The sequence below is a fragment of the Streptomyces sp. NPDC019531 genome, from assembly GCF_044903305.1.
Taxonomy (GTDB): domain Bacteria; phylum Actinomycetota; class Actinomycetes; order Streptomycetales; family Streptomycetaceae; genus Streptomyces.
The window spans coordinates 52,972-73,007 of record NZ_JBJDQL010000048.1 but is presented as its reverse complement, the minus strand read 5'-3'; the positions used below and the strand labels follow the sequence as shown (position 1 = coordinate 73,007).

The 20,036-nt window shown below is 70.9% G+C and carries 17 protein-coding genes; 4 read left to right on the top strand and 13 right to left on the bottom strand.

Annotation, left to right across the window (positions count from 1 at the left end):
* Positions 1-378: 378 nt before the first annotated feature.
* Positions 379-1,449 (top strand): alanine racemase, encoded by a 1,071-nt coding sequence (locus ACI2L1_RS37500; protein ID WP_404743905.1) that lies wholly within the window; start codon positions 379-381, stop codon positions 1,447-1,449.
* A gap of 874 nt (positions 1,450-2,323) precedes the next feature.
* Here the strand turns inward: ACI2L1_RS37500 and ACI2L1_RS37495 are convergent.
* The 3 genes from ACI2L1_RS37495 to ACI2L1_RS37485 all read right to left on the bottom strand — a co-directional run bounded on the left by ACI2L1_RS37495 (position 2,324) and on the right by ACI2L1_RS37485 (position 5,586).
* Positions 2,324-2,851 carry a GNAT family N-acetyltransferase gene (locus ACI2L1_RS37495; RefSeq protein WP_404743904.1) on the bottom strand — a complete coding sequence of 176 codons (528 nt, stop codon included), beginning with the start codon at positions 2,849-2,851 and terminating at the stop codon, positions 2,324-2,326.
* A 56-nt stretch (positions 2,852-2,907) separates the two neighbouring features.
* On the bottom strand, positions 2,908-4,740 hold the full coding sequence (locus tag ACI2L1_RS37490; RefSeq protein ID WP_404743903.1) for a condensation domain-containing protein: 1,833 nt from the start codon (positions 4,738-4,740) through the stop codon (positions 2,908-2,910).
* 393 nt (positions 4,741-5,133) lie between these two features.
* Positions 5,134-5,586: a hypothetical protein gene (locus ACI2L1_RS37485; protein WP_404743902.1), complete on the bottom strand. Its 453-nt coding sequence runs from the start codon at positions 5,584-5,586 to the stop codon at positions 5,134-5,136.
* A 624-nt stretch (positions 5,587-6,210) separates the two neighbouring features.
* Between ACI2L1_RS37485 and ACI2L1_RS37480 the strand changes: the two genes are divergently transcribed.
* Positions 6,211-6,450: a hypothetical protein gene (locus ACI2L1_RS37480; protein ID WP_404743901.1), complete on the top strand. Its 240-nt coding sequence runs from the start codon at positions 6,211-6,213 to the stop codon at positions 6,448-6,450.
* The gene (locus ACI2L1_RS37475; protein ID WP_404743900.1) at positions 6,450-6,827 is read left to right on the top strand and encodes a fic family toxin-antitoxin system, toxin component; all 378 of its coding nucleotides are present in this window, start codon (positions 6,450-6,452) and stop codon (positions 6,825-6,827) included. Before ACI2L1_RS37480 ends, ACI2L1_RS37475 begins: the two co-directional genes overlap by 1 nt.
* 597 nt (positions 6,828-7,424) lie before the next feature.
* Here ACI2L1_RS37475 and ACI2L1_RS37470 read toward each other — a convergent pair.
* From ACI2L1_RS37470 to ACI2L1_RS37455, 4 genes are all read right to left on the bottom strand, one after another.
* On the bottom strand, positions 7,425-7,907 hold the full coding sequence (locus ACI2L1_RS37470) for a GNAT family N-acetyltransferase (protein WP_404743899.1): 483 nt from the start codon (positions 7,905-7,907) through the stop codon (positions 7,425-7,427).
* Positions 7,908-8,008: 101 nt separating this feature from the next.
* Positions 8,009-9,190 carry a GTP-binding protein gene (locus ACI2L1_RS37465; protein WP_404743898.1) on the bottom strand — a complete coding sequence of 394 codons (1,182 nt, stop codon included), beginning with the start codon at positions 9,188-9,190 and terminating at the stop codon, positions 8,009-8,011.
* 4 nt (positions 9,191-9,194) lie between these two features.
* Positions 9,195-9,365, bottom strand: a complete 171-nt coding sequence (gene rpmF / locus ACI2L1_RS37460) for a 50S ribosomal protein L32 (protein WP_181658604.1) — start codon at positions 9,363-9,365, stop codon at positions 9,195-9,197.
* A 157-nt stretch (positions 9,366-9,522) separates the two neighbouring features.
* Positions 9,523-10,626, bottom strand: a complete 1,104-nt coding sequence (locus ACI2L1_RS37455) for a saccharopine dehydrogenase NADP-binding domain-containing protein (RefSeq protein ID WP_404743897.1) — start codon at positions 10,624-10,626, stop codon at positions 9,523-9,525.
* Positions 10,627-10,774: 148 nt separating this feature from the next.
* Here ACI2L1_RS37455 and ACI2L1_RS37450 point away from each other — a divergent pair, with 148 nt between their 5' ends.
* Entirely contained in the window at positions 10,775-11,698 is a 924-nt protein-coding gene (locus tag ACI2L1_RS37450; protein WP_404743896.1) for an NAD(P)/FAD-dependent oxidoreductase, read from the top strand.
* A 72-nt stretch (positions 11,699-11,770) separates the two neighbouring features.
* Here ACI2L1_RS37450 and ACI2L1_RS37445 read toward each other — a convergent pair whose 3' ends face one another.
* Genes ACI2L1_RS37445 through ACI2L1_RS37420 form a run of 6 tightly spaced genes read right to left on the bottom strand, consistent with a single transcriptional unit; the run spans position 11,771 to position 20,020 of the window.
* Entirely contained in the window at positions 11,771-13,777 is a 2,007-nt protein-coding gene (locus ACI2L1_RS37445; RefSeq protein WP_404743895.1) for a phosphopantetheine-binding protein, read from the bottom strand.
* Positions 13,774-15,213 carry a class I SAM-dependent methyltransferase gene (locus tag ACI2L1_RS37440; RefSeq protein WP_404743894.1) on the bottom strand — a complete coding sequence of 480 codons (1,440 nt, stop codon included), beginning with the start codon at positions 15,211-15,213 and terminating at the stop codon, positions 13,774-13,776. The genes ACI2L1_RS37445 and ACI2L1_RS37440 overlap by 4 nt, the downstream gene beginning before the upstream one ends.
* Positions 15,210-16,604: a class I SAM-dependent methyltransferase gene (locus ACI2L1_RS37435; protein WP_404743893.1), complete on the bottom strand. Its 1,395-nt coding sequence runs from the start codon at positions 16,602-16,604 to the stop codon at positions 15,210-15,212. Before ACI2L1_RS37435 ends, ACI2L1_RS37440 begins: the two co-directional genes overlap by 4 nt.
* On the bottom strand, positions 16,594-18,294 hold the full coding sequence (locus ACI2L1_RS37430; RefSeq protein WP_404743892.1) for an ABC transporter ATP-binding protein: 1,701 nt from the start codon (positions 18,292-18,294) through the stop codon (positions 16,594-16,596). The genes ACI2L1_RS37435 and ACI2L1_RS37430 overlap by 11 nt, the downstream gene beginning before the upstream one ends.
* The gene (locus ACI2L1_RS37425; protein ID WP_404743891.1) at positions 18,291-19,094 is read right to left on the bottom strand and encodes an ABC transporter permease; all 804 of its coding nucleotides are present in this window, start codon (positions 19,092-19,094) and stop codon (positions 18,291-18,293) included. Before ACI2L1_RS37425 ends, ACI2L1_RS37430 begins: the two co-directional genes overlap by 4 nt.
* On the bottom strand, positions 19,094-20,020 hold the full coding sequence (locus tag ACI2L1_RS37420) for an ABC transporter permease (RefSeq protein ID WP_404743890.1): 927 nt from the start codon (positions 20,018-20,020) through the stop codon (positions 19,094-19,096). The genes ACI2L1_RS37425 and ACI2L1_RS37420 overlap by 1 nt, the downstream gene beginning before the upstream one ends.
* Between the last annotated feature and the right edge of the window lie 16 nt (positions 20,021-20,036).

Here is a 20,036-nt window from a genome sequence, read left to right as displayed (position 1 = left end):
CAACCAGATCGACCACCGGTCACGCCGCGCTGTCGACCTCGGAATCCCGTCCCCACGGACCCCCTGAACAGACCAAGATCACAAGTTCAGAGAATCCGCCACCGCATCCTCCTGCCCTGACAGACACCCAACGTCACCACCGACTACGGGCCAGAGCCGCTAAAATTGACACACCCAGCGTCAAGCGTCAGCCGCTGTATGCGGGGGTGGTGGTCTTCGTCGGCTACCCGGCCTTGGAGGTTTCCCCGTGATCTCGGACACCCTTTATGCCGCGAGGGTGTGTTGGTGCCGCCCGCCCGGTCTCGGCCGGGGTGAGGTAGCCGAGTTGTGGTTCAGTTCCAGGACCACGCAATAGCACCGGAAGGTTTGCAACTGGCGATGACGCTCACGCTCTCCATAGACACTTCGCGCTGGCGGGAGCACCAGGAGTCCATTCTGCGACAGTTCCCTGAACTTGTTCCGGTCTGCAAGGGCAACGGGTACGGCTTCGGGCAGCAGCGAGTAGCGCAGGAGACGGCACGTCTGGGGGTGCGGCTTCTTGCCGTTGGCACTCCGTACGAAGCCGCCCAGATCCAGGACATCTTCAGCCGTGACGTACTGATACTGACCCCCTATCGGCGGGGTGAGGAGTCGGTACCGCTGTCGCATCGGATCATTCGGACCGTCGCCTCCGTCGAGGGAGCCCGCGATCTCGCGGGGACGCGTACGGTCGTGAAGCTCATGTCCTCCATGCGGCGCCACGGAGTCACCGAGCAGGATCTTCCCGCGTTGTCCGCGGCTGTGAAGAACCTGCGGTGCGCGGGCTTCTCCCTCCATCTGCCGCTGAACCGTGCCAACACCTCCGACGCCATGGCAGAGGTCATCACATGGATTGACTGCCTGCGATCAGCCGGGCTGTCGCCACGTACTTTTTTCGTCTCCCATCTCGGAGTCGACGAACTGGCCCGGCTTCGTCAACAGTTTCTGGACACCGACTTCCGCCTCCGCGTCGGCACTCGACTATGGCTGGGCGGCCACCAGGTCGCCGAGTACCGCAGTACCGTCCTCAACGTGGTACGTGTGGTCGCGGGGGAACGCTTCGGCGAACTGCAGCGCCGGGCCGTGTCCGACGGTCATCTGGTCGTGGTGGCTGGTGGCACGTCCCATGGCATCGGTCTGAGGGCACCAAGGACTCTACGCGGCGTGCTACCGCGCGTCAGGCACATGACGGGTGCCGGGCGTGCTGCCGTCAACCGGCATCTGTTCCCGTTCTTCTACGCGGGAGAGAGGTGCCGGTTTGCGGAGCCGCCGCACATGCACGAGTCAGTCCTATTCGTGCCTGCGGAACAACCGCCGCCGCGGGTGGGGGAAAGCCTGGTGGCACGTGTCCGCTACACGACAACGCGACCCGACCGCGTTGTCGAGCGCTCTTCTCCGGTCTACCCTTCCGGTCTGCCTGCGCAGAGGTGAACACCTCGAACGAGGCACGGTTCTGCGATGCCCGGCCCGTGCGCCGGGGTGGCTTCTGACTCTGGTGGCGAAGTCGTGATCAGGTTGCAGTCGTCGCCGCGGTGCTGATCAAGGCGTGGTCGCGGCAGAGTTGGGCGGTGGGCAGCATCTCGTAGGCGCGCACCGGACGGCGCGAGCGAAACAGCCAGGCGAACGTCCGCTCCACGCACCACTCTCGGAAGCACCACGAACCCTGAGGCGCCGTCACCGCGCTTAACGACCGCAAGGGTGAGCCGCGGCCCCTGCTTCGCCCGGGTGACCAGGCGGTGGACGGTGTCCTCGACGCCGGCGTCAGCAGGGCCCGATGACGGCGGAATTTTCCTCTTCGGCGTGTCGCGGTGTCGGTCTGGCGGACGCCGCCCAGCCCACGGAGGAGCGATGAACACCCCGTACATGCGGGCCTGCGTCTCTACCGCGCCGAGAGCAGTTACGTCGACGAGGCGGGCGTCGGCGGCCACGACGTCCTGCACCCGTACGCCGCCGGACACACGGTCACCAGCACGCCGACGGACGATTGGGACTGGCCCCCGGGTCTCGGCCTGTGTGAATGGTGGACCTTGACGAACAAGGCCATGTCGTCGTCAACCTGGCCCCGCTCGAAAGGCAGTGGACCGGCGAAAGGGCCCAGATGATCACCCTCCGGCCTGGCGACGCACCGCCGGCCTCCGGCGTGATGGCCCATGGCGAACTTCGCGTCGTATGCGAGAGCGGGTGCACGGCCGAGCGGGCCGAGGACTGCCAGGCACTCGCCGCCCTGCGCGACGCGCTCCACCGAGCGGGCGCCGGCAGACCCGGCTGTACGTGCTTCAGCCGCGCAGACCCGGCTGTCGGTGTTTCAGAGCGCAGGGGCCGTGGTCCGCAGGGACCGTTGCATGAGGATGGTGTCGACGGTCCGCCCGTGCTTCAGGCCCACGCCCTGCAACCTGCCCACCTGCGTGAAGCCGTGGGAACGGAAAAAGGCCACTGTCGGTTCGCTGTCCACGTCGTTGATCAGGCCGACCGCTTCCCGGACTCCGACGGTGCGGACCTCGTCGAGGAGCCGGCACAGCAACAGGGAGCCGACACCCTTCCGTATCGTGTCCGGGGCGAGGTAGAGCGACACCTGGACGACGTGCCGGTGGGCGGGTCCGGGATGCACGGGCGTGGCGTAGACGAACCCGACGACCGCCCCGTCCGCGGCGGCGACCAGGAACGGCAGACGAGCCCCGGTCAGCCGCCCGTGCAGGGCGTGCCATGCCTCCAGCGGCAGCGGTTCTTCCTCTAGCGTGGCGTACCCGGCGACGACGTAGTGCCGGTGGATCTCCTGTGCGCGGGGCAGGTCCTCCCGTTCGGCGGGGCGGATCTCGATGCTAGTGGGCGCCATTGCGCGGCTCTTTCCTGTGGTGTCCTGCGGTGTACGTGAATCCGTGGCGGTCGGCCTCACCTGGCGTCGCCCGAGAGGGCGTGCAGGGGGCGGGTGGCGCCGTGGTAGTGCTCCGTGGGCATGGCCTCGTCCAGTGGGACCCGGACGATGTTCTTGCCGGTCCGCGGAGCGTGGATCACCTCGCCGCCGCCCGCGTATACGGCCACGTGGTAGACGCGGTCCCCGTTGTGCCAGAAGACCAGGTCACCGGGCTGCAGGGCTTGGCGTTCCACAGGGCGTTGCGAGGTCGCAACGTACTGTTCGGCGGAGACGCGGGGCAGTTGGACGAGGGGCCAGTAGGCGTACTGCACGAGGCTTGAGCAGTCGAAGCCGACCGTGACGGCGGCAGCGCACTCTCCGTCGGGGCCGTAGCCGTTCGTCCCGTCGCAGTAGCCCGTGCTCGGGCCCTCGGGTGTGCCTCCGCCCCAGGAGTAGGGGGTGCCGAGCCATTGCACGGCCCGCTCGACCGCAAGCACTTGCCCTTCGGGGACGGTCCTGATCCTCTCCGCATCAGGCGCAGCGGACATGAGGACGTCCGCGACGGTGCGGTCCGGTGCGGGGGCGTCTCCGGACGGGCCGTAGAGAGTGTCCAGCAGTCTGAGGAAGCCCGCCAGGTGGCCGTCGAACTCCTCCTGGGTGTACCGGTCGGGGTTGGCGTCCAGGTCGAACCGGACACCCTCGGGGTCCTGGGGCGTGCCGTAGCAGATGAAGTCGATGTCGGTGACCGGGCCGTTGGACAGATTACGCATCAGCCCGCGTGTCTGCCCGAACCGCAGGTCATAGTCGAACGGCATGATGTTGACGACGGGACCGTTCATTCGCCCGCCGTTGTCAAGGATGCCGAGGTCCGCGCGGAGTTCCTCGTGACGGTACCGCTGATGCTCGAGGGCGGCCCGCATCTCCTGCCGGACGTGTGCTGTGAGCTCCTGAACGCTCATCCACGGCTCCACGCGAAGGCACAGCGGAACAATGTTGGAGCGCATCCCGGGCACAGCCTGGCTCAGGGGGGTCGGACGCACGGAGACCGGGAGCCCCAACACCACGTCCTTCTCCCCGGTGACGCCGTGGACGTACAGGGCGACCGCTGTGGTGAAGGACCTCGGCCAGGACGCACGCACGCGCTTCGAGGACTTCTCCATGCCCTCCATGACGCCGGGATCGAGTCGCACCGTGTCGCGGCGCATGGCGGGCGCTGCGGGATCCGTGCGGTTGGAGAGACTGACGGGCCGCAGCTCGCCGGCGAGCCTGTCGCGCCAGTAGCTGCGGTCCTCCTGGTACTGCGCGGAGGCTCGGTATTCCGCTTCCTCGTCCAGCAGCGCCGACAGGCCCGGCAACGCACCAACGGCCGGATCGCGGCCTTCCAACAGGGCCGTGTACACCTGGGCGACCCGGCGGACAAGGATGGCGGCTCCGAAGGCATCGGACACCAAATGGTGGGTGGAGGCGAACAACCAGTGGCGGTCGGGCGCCAGCGCGAGCAACGCGGACGCGTGGTGCGGCGGCAGACCCCACGCCCGGGGCCGCGCCATCTCCGCGGCGATCCACGCAGCCGCCGCGCGCTCGGGATCCGCTTCGCCGGACACGTCGATACGAGGCACTTCCCATGACTCAGCCGGCTCAACGCGCTGGCGCAGTTCCCCTCCGACCTCCACGATCCTGGTCCGCAACGTCTCAGCCTCAACGAGGACCTGCTTGGCCGCCTGTTTTAGCACCTCCGGGTCGAGGGGGCCGCGTAGGTCGATGTAGACGCCTATGTTGTAGGCCGGGCTGTCGGGATTGCGTAGCTGGCCAAGCCAGATCCGTTCCTGTCCGCCCGCGAGAGGCAACTCCGTCATGTCGCTGTCGGACACGCATACACTCCGATCACGTAATGAAGTTTCACGCTCGACCAAGCTCCGGGTCGGCGCTTCGTCATCTGCCACAACCCTCAGATGACGCGGACCGGCTCCGCCAAGGTTTTGCGTCCAAGGTGCTGAGCGGGGACTGCGGGGTGCCGCCCTGCAAGCCGGATACGCCCGCCTGGAGGGAAAAGCGACGGATGAGGCCGACGAGTGGCTGGCCCGCGTTTTCGCGGGTTGTGCGGACGTGGGGGAGGACCGACTCCTGAGGAGGGACCGGCATCGGAAGCCACGGCGGAGGTGGGCTCCTGCGGCGCCGCTTCCGGGGGAACGGTGTGACCTGACCTGCCTGCCCCTGCCCCTGCCGGTGCGGCGTGCCTGAGCGCCGGTCCCCGGGACTGGACCTCATCCCACTTCGGTCACTTCAAGGCTGCCCGGCGCAACTCCGGTACGGCGCAGAGTGATGTCGAACAGGAACCTCTGTCCTCCGGGGCGGAGGGTGACCGAACGCCCCGGAGCGATCATCCGGTCGTCGCTTTCCTCGCGGATGCCCTGCCGGGGTCCACTCACGACGGTCACATACACGCGGGAACGTCCCGTGTTGCGTACTGTCACCACGCTTGCGAGCACGCACCAGCCGGTGGTGCCGTGCTTCCGGCAGACGTAGCGGAGATCCCCGAAGCCATAAGTTCCGCAGGAGAGTTCCAGACCGGGGGTGAGGGTGGAGCGGCAGACCCGGCCCACCTCGACACGGTCGTCGCCTCCCCGTTCACCGGCCGGGGGCCAGACGATCGCGACTCCCACCGTGGCCAGTCCGGCCAGTGCCAGGTACACCGGCCGAAAGGACGGCCGGGGCAAACGGTCAATCATGAGCACCCGCGGACTATCACGCGAATGGAGGGTCGCCGTACCTGGACTGCGGACGGACCGTCCGAGGCGAGAACGGCTCCCGCCGTCACACAGTCCTTCCGGGACAGCTTGCTTCCGAATTGCGTCATCACGCCTCTGAGCTCTCATCGAAGTGGTCGGAACGCTGCGGACACGATCCCCGGTCGCGCCAGCGGTCCCGGCGGAACGCCGGTCCCGGGCGGAGCCGTGGACCGGTCTCGCCATGGGTGCTCCCGTAAAGGTCAACGAGGAACTGGGCGTCACGGTTCACGGCGCGTCGCAGTGGTCCACCAGAGCGGCCGTCACCCCCGTCCTCCTGCGGCAAGCTGCGGCCAAGTCCTCTCCAGGAGTGTGAGCGCGAATCCTGGAGCGCCGACCCGCCTGGGCCGAGGCCGTCGTACGGACCGCTCGGCCGGCGTCTGTCCCGGCCTTCCATCCAACGGGATCGAAAGAGCAGCCCCGTGTCTGCTCAGTCCCGAGCGACGGTCACCGTGCGCGTGACGGGAGACCGGTTCACCTGCGAGGTCTCGCGACAGGACAGGACGCCCGCGGAGGACAGTCCCACATCGTGGTAACAGCTGTTACCGTGAAGGCATGGCGAAGACACAGTTGGGCGCACGCGTCGACAGTGAGATCAAAAAGCTGGCTGAGGCCCGGGCCGCTGATCGCGGCCTGAGCCTCGGCGACTACATCGCCGGCCTCGTTCGGGAGGACACCGAAGGGCTGCGGCAGCGGGGCCTGGACGCCGCCCGGCGCTTCCTCGACGAGCACCAGTCCGTCTTCGACGAGATGGAGGACGGCGAACAGCACGTGATGGGGGCGCACGCCGCGTAATGGACCTGCACATCGATGTCCCCTGGATTCTCCAGGTCGCCGAACTCGCAGGCGCAGGAGATCCCGCCCCCGACGACTACGGCGTTCCCGTGGCGGCGGTCGCTTGCCACCGGGCCGAACTGCTGGAAACACCCGTCTACGACGGTCCCTACGCACGTGCGGCGGCCCTCGTGCACATTCTCGGTCGCTGCCGCTGGCTAGAGCGGTCCAACATGGCCGTCGCCGCCGCGACCGGCGTGATGTACCTGGAAGCCTCCGGCATCCCGGTCAAGCCCACCCGTGAAGACGCCGTCGCCCTACGCGAACTGTTGCGCGATCCCGCATGCACCGCCAAGAGGATCGCCGCCCTGCTGCGCGCCTGGCCACAGGCAACCTGAACCGCGCCTCCCTCGCGGTCATCGAACGAGGTGAATCGGGGAACGTACCCGCCGCCCGCCTGCACCGTCCCGCGGCGCTGGACGGGCCGTGGGATGTCGGAGAGGACCGACGCCGTTCAGCGAGGTCGGTTGCCGATGTGATGTTCGGGCGGCTCTCGCGCTGATCGGGATGTTGTTCCGGCGCGGCGCGGTAGTGGTCGCGCCGGACCTTCTGACGGCCTGCGGCGACGGTGCCGCCGCGGTGCCCTGCCTGTTGGAGGCGATTGCGGCCCGTACCCCACGCACGCGCGGCATCCGAGGCCGGGACGGGCGTCCCGGTCCCGTCGGCCACAGCCTCCGGTCGACCTGCCCGCTGGCCATCGCCTCTCCATGGCTACCAACTGGCTGGCCGTCGACTGGCAGCAGGTTGAGGACGACGTACGGCGACTCGAGGCGGACGGCGAGATCCGCGACGGCGCCTGGGTACCTCGGCCGCATCGCATGTCCCTCAAGGGCGGGGACCTCGGAAGCAGTGCCCGTCTCCGTGTCGAATACCAACACCTGCACACAGTCGTTGGCCGGGTTGCGATGCGCCGGCCCGCTGCCGAACGGCCGGTCTCAGCAGTCGCGGAACTCCGGTGACTGGTTGAGGATCTGGGCGCGCAGGGAGGTGAAACGGGCGTACGTCTCGCCGGTGCGGGCCTCTGGGCGGACGGCGGCCACGCGGTCCATCAGCGCCGCACCGATGCCCCGGCCGCGAAAACGGGGGTGGGTCTGGACATGGTTGACCACGCCGCAGTGTGCGACGAGCGGATGCTGATCACGGCGAAGAAGCAGCCAGCCAGCGAGGACGTCCTCGACGGTGGCGACGAGCAACCTGCCGCGATGCGGATCGAGTTCAAGGACGAGCTGGTCGACCTCGGGCTCGACGACCCGCGAGCTCACCGGCGGCAACGGAAAACTGGCGGCGATGACGGCCCCGCCCGCGTTGGTCACTGCCGTCCAGCAGTCGGTCAGTTCCCGTCTGAGGTCGGGAGAGATCTCATGGGGTCGGGTGAACTGCGCGAGTTCGGGTGTCTTCTCTGCGGGGTTCACTGCCATGGTGATCAGCCTGCCAGACGGACCGCTGCGGGGTGGCCCGGGCGGTGTCCGTACCGGGTCGGGCGGTGCCGTGGCTGCGACCACCGCCCGACCCGGAGTCTTCAGGGCCCCGCCACGAGTGCGGGGGTCTCGTGTTCGCAGGCGTCGTCGATGCCGTAGGTGTCCCAGGCGGGGAACGGGTCGACGGGCGGCAGGCTTTCGCCGTCCGCCAGGAGGCAGTCCGTCAACGCCGCTCGCAGCGCGTCCGCGTGCAGGTCCGCGCCGATGAAGACCAACTCCTGAGCGTGCGGACTCCCGTCGTCGCGGGCGGCGGAGGGCTCGAAGCGGGCCACGGAGCCCGCCTGTGACCACAGGCCGGTCACGTGCGGGCGGCTGGCCAGGGTGAAGAAGCCCTTGGACCGTAGGACCCGCCCGTAGGCTCCGCTGTCGAGTTCCTCGGTCACGAACGTCCACAGCCGCCCCGGATGGAAGGGCAGTTCGGAGCGGAACACGGTGGAGGAGATGCCGTACTCCTCCGTCTCGGGCACGTGGTCGCCGTTGAGTTCCCTGACCCATCCGGGGGCCTGCTGGGCGCGTTCCAGGTCGAAGAGCCGGGTGCCGAGGACGTCACCGACCTTCACTCGGCCGTGGACGGCGGGGACGGTGCGGGCGGCCGGGTTGAGGCGGCTCAGCGTCGCCCGAAGCCTGTCGGCGGATTCCGAGTCGACGAGGTCGAGCTTGTTGAGCACGATCACGTCGGCGAACTCGATCTGGTCCATCAGCAGGTCGCTGACGGTGCGTTCGTCGTCCTCGTACTGGTCCAGGCCGCGCTCGACGAGCTCGTCCCCGCTTGCCAGTTCGGTGAGGAAGTTCGCCGCGTCGACCACGGTCACCATGGTGTCCAGCCGGGCGAGGTCGTCGAGCGTCGCCCCGTCGTCGCGGGCGAAGGCAAAGGTGGCGGCCACCGGCATGGGCTCGGAGATCCCGGACGACTCGATGAGGAGATAGTCGAAGCGGCCCTCGCGGGCCAGCCGGTCGACCTCCTCCAGCAGATCGTCGCGCAGGGTGCAGCAGATGCACCCGTTGGTCATCTCGACCAACCGCTCCTCGGTCCGCGACAGGGCGGCCTCGCCGCCGCGCACCAGGGCGGCGTCGATGTTGACCTCGCTCATGTCGTTCACGATGACGGCGACGCGCAGGCCCTCGCGGTTGCCGAGGACGTGGTTGAGGAGGGTGGTCTTGCCGGCGCCGAGGAAGCCGGACAGGACGGTGACGGGGAGGCGACGGGGTTCGTCGTACGGCATGGTCTCAGCCTTCGGGGCGCAGCAGCCCGCGCTCGTACGCCTTGGCCAGCCGCTGCGGCACCAGGTAGGGGACGCCGTCGACGGTGACCGGCACCAACTGCGGTGTGGTGGCCTTCCACTGGGCACGACGGTGGCGGGTGTTGCTGCGGGACATCTTCCGCTTGGGCACGGCCATGGGGTCCTCCGGGACGAGCCGATGGGGGCTTGGGGGTGGAAAAAGAAGCTACATGAAAATGGTATCCATTACGAATTGTGGGGCGGCGTCCCGCCTGGAAATGGCTGGAGCCGGAGCAGGGCCGCACGAGCGTGCGCGACCCGCCCGTGGGCGTTGCTCAGGTCATCTCCAGCTCGGCCACGGGATCCGCTGCCAGAGCCGTGGCGGTCGACTGTGGGTCGAGCGCGTCCGCCGCGTAGTGCACGCCGGGTTTCACATGGCCGGCGAGGACGTGTTGCGCCGCGGTGGCCGCGAGGAAGCCGCTGAGTTCGTAGGAGTCCTCGGCGCGGAGGGTGTGGGTGCGGGTGGGCGGGCCGTCGTCGGTCCCGTTCCACAGGCGGAACTCCTGTCCGTACCAGGAGCCGTGGCGGCGTACGTCCTCGTCCGCGGCGCGGACCAGTTCGGCGGTGTCAGCGGTGTCAGCGGTGTCCAGGGCCCAGGCCATGGCGAGCTCTTCGGCGAGGCGGGTGCCTCCGAAGACGGTGTACCAGTGAAGTCGGCGGATGCCCGTGGTCTCGGCGAGGCGGGCGGCCTCGGTGGACAGGTAGGGGAAGGCGGCCACCGGTCGGGGGAAGGCCGGGAGCCGCAGGTCGCGCCGGGGTTTCAGCGCACGGTCGCGTATCGCCCCGTCCTTCCAGGCCGCGGAGGAGGTGCCGTGTTCGGGGCCCCGGGCGAGGAGTACGTCTCCCGCGGCTGAAGGGGTGAGCGCTGCCACTCCGCCCACGTACCCCTCCAGGCGGACCGGCTCCGCCGCCGGTTCTAGCAGGACGCGGGGCAGGAGTCCGGAAAGGCCCGGCAGGGCTCCGGCGGAGATCAGTGCGATGCGGGCCGCGGCCGTCCACGCGTCGGCTCCGCCGCCGTCCGCGGTCAGCCGGGCGTGGAGCGGGTCGTCGCCCGCCGCGTCGACGTAGTCCACCCCGTGGCGCAGGGCCGCCCGGGCCACGGTGTCCAGGACGCGGTAGGACGGGCCCGCGCAGTTGACGACGAGTCGGCAGCGGCTGAGGAACGAGTCCAGGGAGGCGGACCAGAGGTCGACCGCCTCAGCGCGGACCGACGCCGTGCCTCGACGGTGCCGCAGCGAAGCGATGAGCGCGCCTGCGCGCGAAGGGTCCCGGCCGCCCACCAGGAGCGGGCCGATGTCCGCCTGGTGCAGGCGACGTACCACTGAACTGCCGACGGCTCCGTAGCCGCCGAGGATGCCGATTGCCCCGCTGGACTCCATGGGATCGCCTTTCGGTGGGTGTTACGGACTTTCAGATGGAATTGATAACTATTATCAGTAAGGATCTGGCGACAACGCCTCTTGAACGCAACAGACGCAACAGACGCAACAGATACAACAGGCACAACGGACGCAACAGAGGAGACCCATGTCGTACGACGTACTCGTGGTCGGTGGAGGCCCTGCCGGTCTCAACGCGGCGCTGGTGGCCGGGCGCCAGCGCCGCAGCGTGCTGCTTCTCGACAGCGGCGTACCACGCAACGCGCCGGCCACGGAGATGCACATGCTCCTCAGCCGTGACGGCTTTCCCCCGGCGGAGCTGCGACGCATAGGCCGTGAACAGCTCGCCGTGTACCCGGGCGTGGAGATCCGTGAGGCGCTGGTGACCACGGCCGAGACGGACGGGAGCGGGTTCGTGCTGACGCTCGGGGACGGCGCACGGGTGTCCGGTCGCAAGGTGATCATCGCCACCGGGCAGGTCGATGTGCTCGATCAGGTGGAGGGGCTGAGTGAGCTCTTCGGCCGGGGTGTCTATCACTGCCCCTTCTGTCATGGCTGGGAGACGCGGGGGAGGAAGCTCGCCGTGCTCGGTCACGAATTCCCTCAGGTCATGCAGGCGTTGTATGTCGCCGACCGGTTCAGTCACGACGTGATCGTGTGCACGGACGGGCATCCGGTGCCCGAGCAGGCGGCGGGCAAGCTCGCCGAGGCCGGGATCGCGGTCGACGAGACACCGGTCTCCCGGATCGAGGGCAAGGAGAGCGAGATCCGTATCGTCCTGGCGGACGGGCGGGTCCTGGACCGGCAGGCCGTGTACCACCGGGCGCCCACCCGGCAGCACTCCCCCCTCGCCGAACAACTCGGCTGCCGGATACTTCCCGACGGCTGCGTCCGCGTGGACGAGTTCCAGCGCACGAGCGTGCCCGGTGTCTACGCGGCCGGGGACGCCGCCCGCCTGGAGGCGCTGCCGGACGCGCTCACCTTCGTCGTCACGGGGGCCGCAGACGGAGCGCGCGCGGCCATATGGCTGGAGCAGGAGCTGTTCCGCCAGGACGCGGGGCTCGGCGGCTGAACCGGCTCGTGGCGGGAGCATCCAGGTGCTCCCGCCACTCCCCATCCCTCCCGCCACGAGCGGTCGGCTCCGTCAGCCCTGCGCGGCCGGCACCGTCTCACGTACCGCGTCGGCGAGACCGGCCACCGTGGGACGTTCCAGGAAACGGCGGGGTGTCACCCTGCCGACTCCCTTGCGGGCCAGTGAGCCGAGCATCCGTACCGCCAGGAGCGAGTCCCCGCCCAGCCCGAAGAAGTCCGTCGCTCTGTCGGTCACCGCGCATCCGAGCAACTCGGCCCAGTCGGCCGCGACGGCCCGTTCGAGGTCGTCACGCGGAGTCCCCGGCTCCTCGTTGGGCCTACTCGGTGCCGCAGGCACGGACAGCCGTCCGCCCGTGCCGCCGAGGTCCGACCGCGGCGCGTCCAGCTCGGCCGGCAGCGTGACCGGCGCCGACCAGCCCTCCTTCGCCACGAGGGACTCCACGGTGTCCATCACGTCCTGGAACATCCGGTCCACGTCCTCGGCGGCGAAGAGCTCCTCCACCAGCGAGAAGACAACGACGAGTTCGCCGCGCAGCTCGAAAAGGCGTAGTTCCAGGGCGACCTGGGGGGTTCGCAGCTGCTGGTGGTGGCTGAGCAGATCGATCCGCCCCAGCGGGCCCGCCTCCTGGGGGACCTCGGTGCCCAGCGCGGCGTCCACTCCCAGGGTGCTCTGGAAGACGACGGGGGCGACCGGACGCCGGGTGCCGCGGCGTCGGCCCAGCTCGCGGGAGACCTCCACTCCGGTGATCAGGTGGTGCGCGAGGGTGTCGCCCATGGCCTGCTGGGCACTGACGGCCAGGTCGGCGAAGGCGGGGTTCTCGGGCAGCTGGACCGGCATGAGCATGGTGGACGAGAAGGCGCCCACCAGACGGGGTACGTCAGGGTGCAGCGGTAGCCGGTTCAGCTGAAGGGTGTTGAGCAGGAAGCGCCGGTGTCCGCAGGCTCGGGCCATGGCGGCGGAGAACACGGCGAACATCGCGGCTGACGGCGTGACTCCGTGCTCGGCGCAGTGGGCGCGCAGCGCGGCCCACCGCTCGGCGTCCAGCACGGCCTGCCGCGTGCCCATCAGTGTCGGCCGTACGTCGGTCGGATCGGCCACCAGGGGCAGCGCCGGGGGCAGCGGGAAGGTGTCGAGGCGGTCCCACCACCAGTCGCGGTCCTGCTGCCACTGCTCGGTGTCGGGCAGGTCGCGCAGGCTGGTGACGTAGTCCCCAAAGTCGACCTCCAGCGGGGCGAGTACGGCGTTGTAGTCGGAGGCGAGGGCGAACAGGTCCCGGTAGAAGACGCCGGACGACCAGCCGTCGATGATCAGCAGACTGGTGGAGGAGTGCAGCCGGGCGCGCTGCCCGGGAAGCAGGGTGAGGCGCATGTCGAGTCCGCAGCTCACGGCGGGGTCGGGGCCCTCGGTGCTCATCTCCCGCCGGATCGCCGCGAGTTCGGTGGCGATCTCCTCCTCGCCCGCGGCGCTGAGATCGGTCGTCCGCAGTCGCGGCATGGCGTCGGGGTCGTCGAGGGGGAGGATCCGCTGCCTGCCGTCGGGCAGGACGCGGGCCCGCAGCACCGACTGGTGTTCCGCGAGCCGCTCCAGCGCGTCCTGGAGTGCCTCGACGATCTCGTCGCTGTCGATGTCCTCCAGGCCGATGTCCACGTAGTGGTGGGCGGAACGGTAGGAAAGCTCGAACGCGTCCTGCTGGCCGACGAAATACCCCTGCTGGAGGGGCAGCAGGGGGAAGGGCGCGTCCGGATCGTCGCGCCGCTCGATGTCCAGATCCAGACTGTGCGGTACGCCGCCTCCCGCCGAGCCGCGCTCGTTCAGGAGCGCCGCGAGATGGACCGCGGTGTGCTCGACGCGTACGTCCGACAGGGCGAGGCTCACCCCGAGGCGCTTGCGGATCACCGCTGCCATGCGTACGGCGAGGACGGAGTCGCCGCCCAGGCTGAGGAAGCTGGTGTCGTCCGGTATGGAGGAGGCGTCGGTGTCCAGGACGTCGGCCCAGACACCGCGCACGGCCTGGACGAGGTCGTCGGGGGCGACGGGAAGCGGGGCGGAAGTGGTCACCTGGTGGCTCCAGAAGTGGTGGTGGACGGTACGCGGTCCACGGCGTGGACCCGGAGGGGGCGTGTGGGCCCGGGCAGTTGTGCGAGCGCTCGTGCGACCCGGTCGGGGTCGGGGCGGCCGTGATCCGGTCGGGCGTGGCCCGCGATGACGTGCTGGCCGAGGGCGGTCAGGGGGTGGCCGGCGGGCGGCAGGACGGGCAGGGGCCGGAATCCGGCCGCGTCGAGCTGCTTCGCCCACTCCGTCTCGGTGAGGAACACCCGGTCCTGTCCGGCCCGCAGATCGGTGAACCAGCGCTCCTCGTCGGGCTGCGGCGACATCAGCAGGTACATCGAGGTGAGTGCCTGGTAGTGCTCCCGGCAGGATTCGACGAGCACCAGCAGGCCGTCCGGTACGAGGAGTTCACGCAGCGCCGCCAGTGCGCGGCCCAGGTGGCGGGCGTTGTGCAGGACGTTCGCGGCGAGGATCACGTCGTGGGAGGCGGGGGCGAGGCCCTGCGCCAGGGGGTCGGCGTTGATGTCGAACCGGGCCTGGCGCAGCCCGGGACGGGTGCCGAAGCGGGTACGCGCGGCCTGGAGGAAGAACCGGGACACGTCTGTGAAGAGGTAGTCGAGAGGGGCCGGGCTGAGAGCAGCCAGGACCGCTTCCGTCGTGCCCCCCACCCCGGCCCCTGCCTCCAGCACACGCAGTGGCCGTCCGCCGCCCTCTCGTTGCCGGGCCTCGTGGACGATCAGTTCGGCGGCGGCGTGGTTGGCCCAGCGGCTCGGTGCGCTGTCGCGGTAGTTGCCCTCGGCGGTGTCCGTCTCGCCCTGCGGGAAGAGCACCTCCTGAAGGCTCGTACGGTCCCGCAGGAGCAGCGGAAGCCGGTCGGCCGCGGCGAGGAAGAACCGCGTCATGGACTCGGGGTAGCCCATGCCGTGGCGCGCCTCGTCGAGGGTGCGGCGGGCACGGGCGTACTCCGTGCGGGTGGGTGCGGTCAGCTCCTGGTAGTGGCCGGTGGCCGGGTCATGGCTGAGGCGTCCCTCCTCGGTCAGGGTGCGCAGCCAGCGCCGTACGATCCACGCGTGGCGGGGTGCGGCGCCCAGCGCGGTCACAACGTCGGCGGCTGTGCGCGGAACCGGGGTGCGGAAGAGGCGGGTACGGTCGAGGACGCGGGCCATCGTCAGCAGAGCGGTCTCGTCCAACAGGCGCATCAGGGAAGGGAGTTCGGCGAGATCGGTGCCGTTGACGGCCGAGTCGCCGGAGGCGGCGGCCGCCGCTGTCGCCTTCTCGTCCGAGGCGTACCCGGTATGCCCGGAGTGCCCGGTGTGGCTCTCCGCTTCCGCTGTGCCGTGCGGGCCGGCGACTAGGAGGGTGTCCCCGGCGCTGCCCGGCACCAGCTGCCAGGCGCCGACCTCCGGCAGGGCGGAGAGGGCCTCGCCCAGCGGTGCGGGCGTCATCGGGCCGCCCCGTCGGACGTGTCGTCCACCACGATCTTCGGTAGGACCGTGCCGGGCTGCGTACGGCGCAGGTGGTCGCGCAGGACTTCCGGCAGTCGGCGCTGTACGAACGCGGACAGCGGCTCGTTCGCCAGCCGGCCCACGGGTGAGCGGACCTGGCGGTGGGCCGCCGCCGGGGCGCAGTCGGCCTGTGCGGCCACCGCGAGCATCCGGGGGTCGCCCGCGTCGAGCAGCACGGCGGCGTCCGTACCGGCGAGCGCATGGTGCAGGTCGTACGGGGTGACGGCGTCCGGAGCGTCGCTGAGCAGGGCGCTGGGGATGCTGTGCAGGACGACGGGCTCGGGGGACAACGCCGTCCGCAGCAGGACCTCCAGCGGGTCGCTTCCCCTTCCGGGCCACGGCAGTTGGCGTACCTCGGACGGGTCCGCGGCTCCGGTGGCGGGGCCGACGTGCAGCACGAGGTCGTAGCGGTACCTGGTGAGCTCGGAGTCGTACGCCATGGTGCGGGCATGCACGCCCATTCGGACGGTCCGGGAGTGCGCGGCGAGGATCCGCTGCACGGCGGCGGGGGCGAAGGAGAGCTCCGGGTCCTGGGCCACGGCCGACGCGACCCGCGCGGCGATGTCCGTGTCGGCCGCTTCGGGGGTGCGGGCCCGTTCCACCCGGGTGAAGTGGTCCTCCAGGAGTCCCGCGTGGCGGATGTCGCCGACGATCACGGTGCCGCCGTCCGCCACCACGGTGAGCGCGCCGTGCAGGAAGGCGGCCAGGTACGCGAGGTCGGGGAAGCACTGGGTGACGGAGTTGAGCAGGACGCAGTCGGGACGGACGCCGGACCCGAAGATCGTCTCCATCGCCTGCCGCACCGGCGGCGCCTCGGTTTCGTGGGCGGCCGCGCGGACGAAGGCCGTGCGGGGCAGGCCGGCGCCGCTCAGGCGGTCGACCGCCACGTCCGCCACGTCCGTGCCGACATAGCCGTCCAGGCGGGGGGCCAGGCGGTGGGCCAACAGGCCGGTGCCGCAGCCGAGTTCGAGGAGCCGGCGGGGGCGCTGGGCGAGGACGAGGTCGACCGTGCGGTCGACCCAGTCACGCATGTGGGCGGTCGGCAGGGGTTCTCCGGTGTCGGAGGCGCGCCAGCCGGACAAGTCCAGATCACCGGCATGCCGGCCCTCGGCCGTCTCGTACGTCCACTCGTACACCTCGGCCCAGTGCGCGAGGTGTTCGCCCACCAGCGGGCCGGGAGTGGGCAGCGCGGCAGTCGCGCTCGGATGGGGCGTGACCAGCAGGACACCCCCGGGGGCGGGGCGTGCCCCGGCCACCCAGGGGTGGGCGGCGACGAGGGCGGCGATCCGCTGTTCGGCGGCGGTTGTCGTGTCAGTGGTGTCATCGGGCACGGGGAGGCTCCATTGGTTGCGTGTGCGGGCGCGCGGTCCGGGCGGGCAGGTCGGCGGGCGGAGGCGGGAGCAGGCGGCCCTCGCGCAGTGCCAGTACGGCGTCCGCGCGAGCCGTCACGGCCGGGTCGTGGGTGACGGCCAGGACCGCTGCGCCCGTCTCCCGGACCCGGTCGAGCAGATCGAGTACGGATTGGCCGGTGCCGGGATCGAGTGACGCGGTGGGTTCGTCGAGCAGCAGTACGTCGGGGCGCGCGGCCAGGGCCCGAGCGAGGACGGCCCGCTGTCGCTGGCCGCCGGAGAGCTGCTGCGGGCGACGCGTGGCGCTGCCGAGAGGCAGCCCGACGGACGCGAGGACGGCCCGCGCCTCGGCGAGGGCGGCGTCCCGGTCCAGACCGTGCAGCACCAGCAGGGGTCTGGCCACGGCCCGGTCTACGCGGTGAGCGGGGTTGAGCTCGTCGACGGCGCTCTGTCCCGCGAGCTGGACGGCGCGCAGCTGGTCGCGGCTGCGGTCTCCGGTGGCCGTGGGCAACGGCGTGCCGTACAGCAGCAGCGTCCCGGCGGCTGCGGGGCGGCGGCCGACGAGCGTGTGCAGGAGCGTCGTCTTGCCGATGCCGGAGGCGCCGACCACGACGGTGAGGCTTCCCGCCGACAGATCCAGCTCACCGTCCTGAAGAAGCACTGTTCCGGCAGGGCTGGTCAGCACGAGGCCACGGGCGGAGAGGGGGACGTCCTTGCGGGGTACCGCGATGGCTTGCGGTGTCAGTTGTGGGCTGGTGTGGGGCGTCGCGGTCGCTGTCTGCACCGGCTGCCGGTCAGCGCGTGGCACTTCGGTGACTCTCGGCAGTTGCTGCCCGACGAGCTCGGTGGGACGCACCGGCCGGTGCTGCCCATCGGGAAGCGTGCTGCCCTCAGCGCCCTCTGCCGAGCGTCCGCCCGAGGCCCCGGCGCTGGGCGGCCCGCCGGGAGCGGTGGTGAGCGCGGGAGGGAGCGGCCCTTTCCCAGGGGCCTCGTCCGGTGGGGCGACGCGGACCATGACATCCGCCAGTTCGCCGAAAAGGGCCGCATCGTGGGTCACCACGACTACGCAGCGGCCCGGTGCGCCCAGCCGGGCCGCGACGGCCCGGGTCACCATGGACGCCGTTTCGGCGTCCATGGCCGATGTCGGCTCGTCCAGGATGAGGAGCGCGGGATCTGTGGCCAACGCGCGGGCCAGGGCGACCCGTTGGGCCTGGCCCCCGGAGAGTTCGCCCGCGCGGCGTGCGGCGGTTTCGGGCGGCAGGCCCAGGAGGTCGAGCTGTTCGGCGACGCAGGAGGATCTGGCGCCGCGGTCCATCGTGAGGTCCTCGCCGATCAGGTGGTCGACGCGCCACAGCGGGTGTAGCGCGGCGCCGGGGTCCTGGCCCAGCCAGCCGCACCGGGTGCGGCGCCACTTCCGGGCGGAGCGGCCGGGCCGCACGGGTGTGTCCTGCCAGCGCACGGTTCCGGCCGATCGGCGCAGCCCCGGCGGGAGGGTGTCCAGGAGAGCGTGCAGCAGCGTCGTCTTTCCCGACCCCGACGGGCCGGTGATGACGACCACCTGTCCGGATTCGGCCCGCAGGTCGGTGGGCGGCAGGACGATGACGCCGTCCGACGCCCGGCGTACCGTCAACCCGTCCGCCATGAACAGCGGTGATCCGCTCGCCGGGGTCATGCGACGTACTCCTTTCCCTGCCCCACCCGGTGTGCCGCGGCGGCCAGAGCCCAGGCGCAGGCCGCGAGCAGCATGGCTGGGGCGAGCAGCGCCGCGGGGTTGAGCGCGGCGCCCGGGAGGTTCTCCGTGAGCATCAACGCCCAGTCCGGTTCGGGTGGTTGGGGGCCGAGGCCGAGGACGGCCAGTGCCGAGGCGATCTGCAGTGCCGTCACCAGACGCAGCCCAGCGTCTGCCGTCACCAGGCCACGTAGTGCGGGTAGCACCTCGCGGGCGAGGACGGACGGCACCGTCTCGCCCCGCTCCAGGGCGGCCCGCACATGGCCGCGGGAGCGCAGGAGGGCGGCCTCACCGGCCACCAGGCGGGCGGTGAGCGGCGTGCCGCTGAGCACCGACGCCACCACCACGGCCGTCCCTCCCGGCAGGGTGACGGCGAGGACCAGTGCGAGGACCAGCGCGGGCACGGACAGCAGCAGGTCGCACAGCCAGAACACGGCACGGGCGACCCGCCCGCCGGTCCATCCGGCGGCCAGACCGAGTGCGGTACCGGAGCTCACTGCCACGACCGCGGCCAGCAGCGACATGGCGAGGAGTTCGGTGCCCCCGTACAGCACACGTGACAGCACGTCGCGACCGAGGCTGTCCGTGCCGAGGGGGGCGCCGGAGCCCGGCGGGGACCAGGGTGGGCCGACCGGCTGAAGCGGGTCGTGCGGGGCGACGTACCGCCCCAGCAGCACCAGCACGGCTGTCGCCCCGACCGCGACCGTCGGCGGGGTGAGCGAAGGCGCCTTCAGGGAACGCATCAGGCCCTCCCTCCGGCGGTCGCGAGAGCCGGACCGCCACCGACTCCCGCGCGCACCGCCCGCTCCGCAGGGCGTGCGTCGAGGCGGTCGGCGACGAGCATGCACAGCAGCAGGACGACGACCGGCGCCAGTGCGGCGGCCTGCACGACGGGTACGTCGCGGACGGCGACCGCGGACATCAGCAGGCTTCCGGTACCGGGATAGCCGAACATCGTCTCCACCAGAGCCGTGCCCGCCATCAGCCCGCCGGCCACGAGCGCGGTCACCCGCAGCGCCGGAACCAGCAGGAACGGCAGGACGTGCCGGATCAGGATCAGGCCGGCCGGCAGGCCCCGCATCCGGGCGTCGCTCACATGCGGGCGGCGCAGGGTGTCCAGGAGCGTTCCGCGCAGCAGTGCGGTGGCGTACGCGGCCGAGGGCAACGCCAGCGTGAGCGCGGGCAGCACCAGCGCCTCCGGGGCGTCGAACGGTGAGCCTCCGGGCGGCAGCAGGGACACGGACGGCAGCCAGCCGAGGATCCCGGCGAAGATCGTGCCGAGGACGGCCGCGTGCACCGCTTGCGGTGTCGCGGCGAGCCCGCTCGCCGCCGCGCCGCCGCGTCCGCCGCGCAGGAACGCGACGCCCAGGGCGAGAGCGGTGAGCACCGCCGTGACGGCCAGCGTGCAGGCGACGAGGACACCTGTGGCGGGCAGCCGCTCGGTGAGCAGGCCGCTCACGGCGCGTCCGCTCACCAGGGACCGGCCGAGATCGCCGCGGACCGCGGCGTACAGCCAGTCGAGATAGCGGTCGAGGGCCGGCCGGTCGAGGCCGAGCCGGTGCCGTTCGTCCGCGCGTTCCTGCTCCGACGCCCGTCCCGCGCTGCGGACGTCGCTCGCGTCGCCGGGCAGCAGCGCGGTGGCGGCGAACACGACCGCCGTCGCCGCCACGGTCAGCAGGACGGTG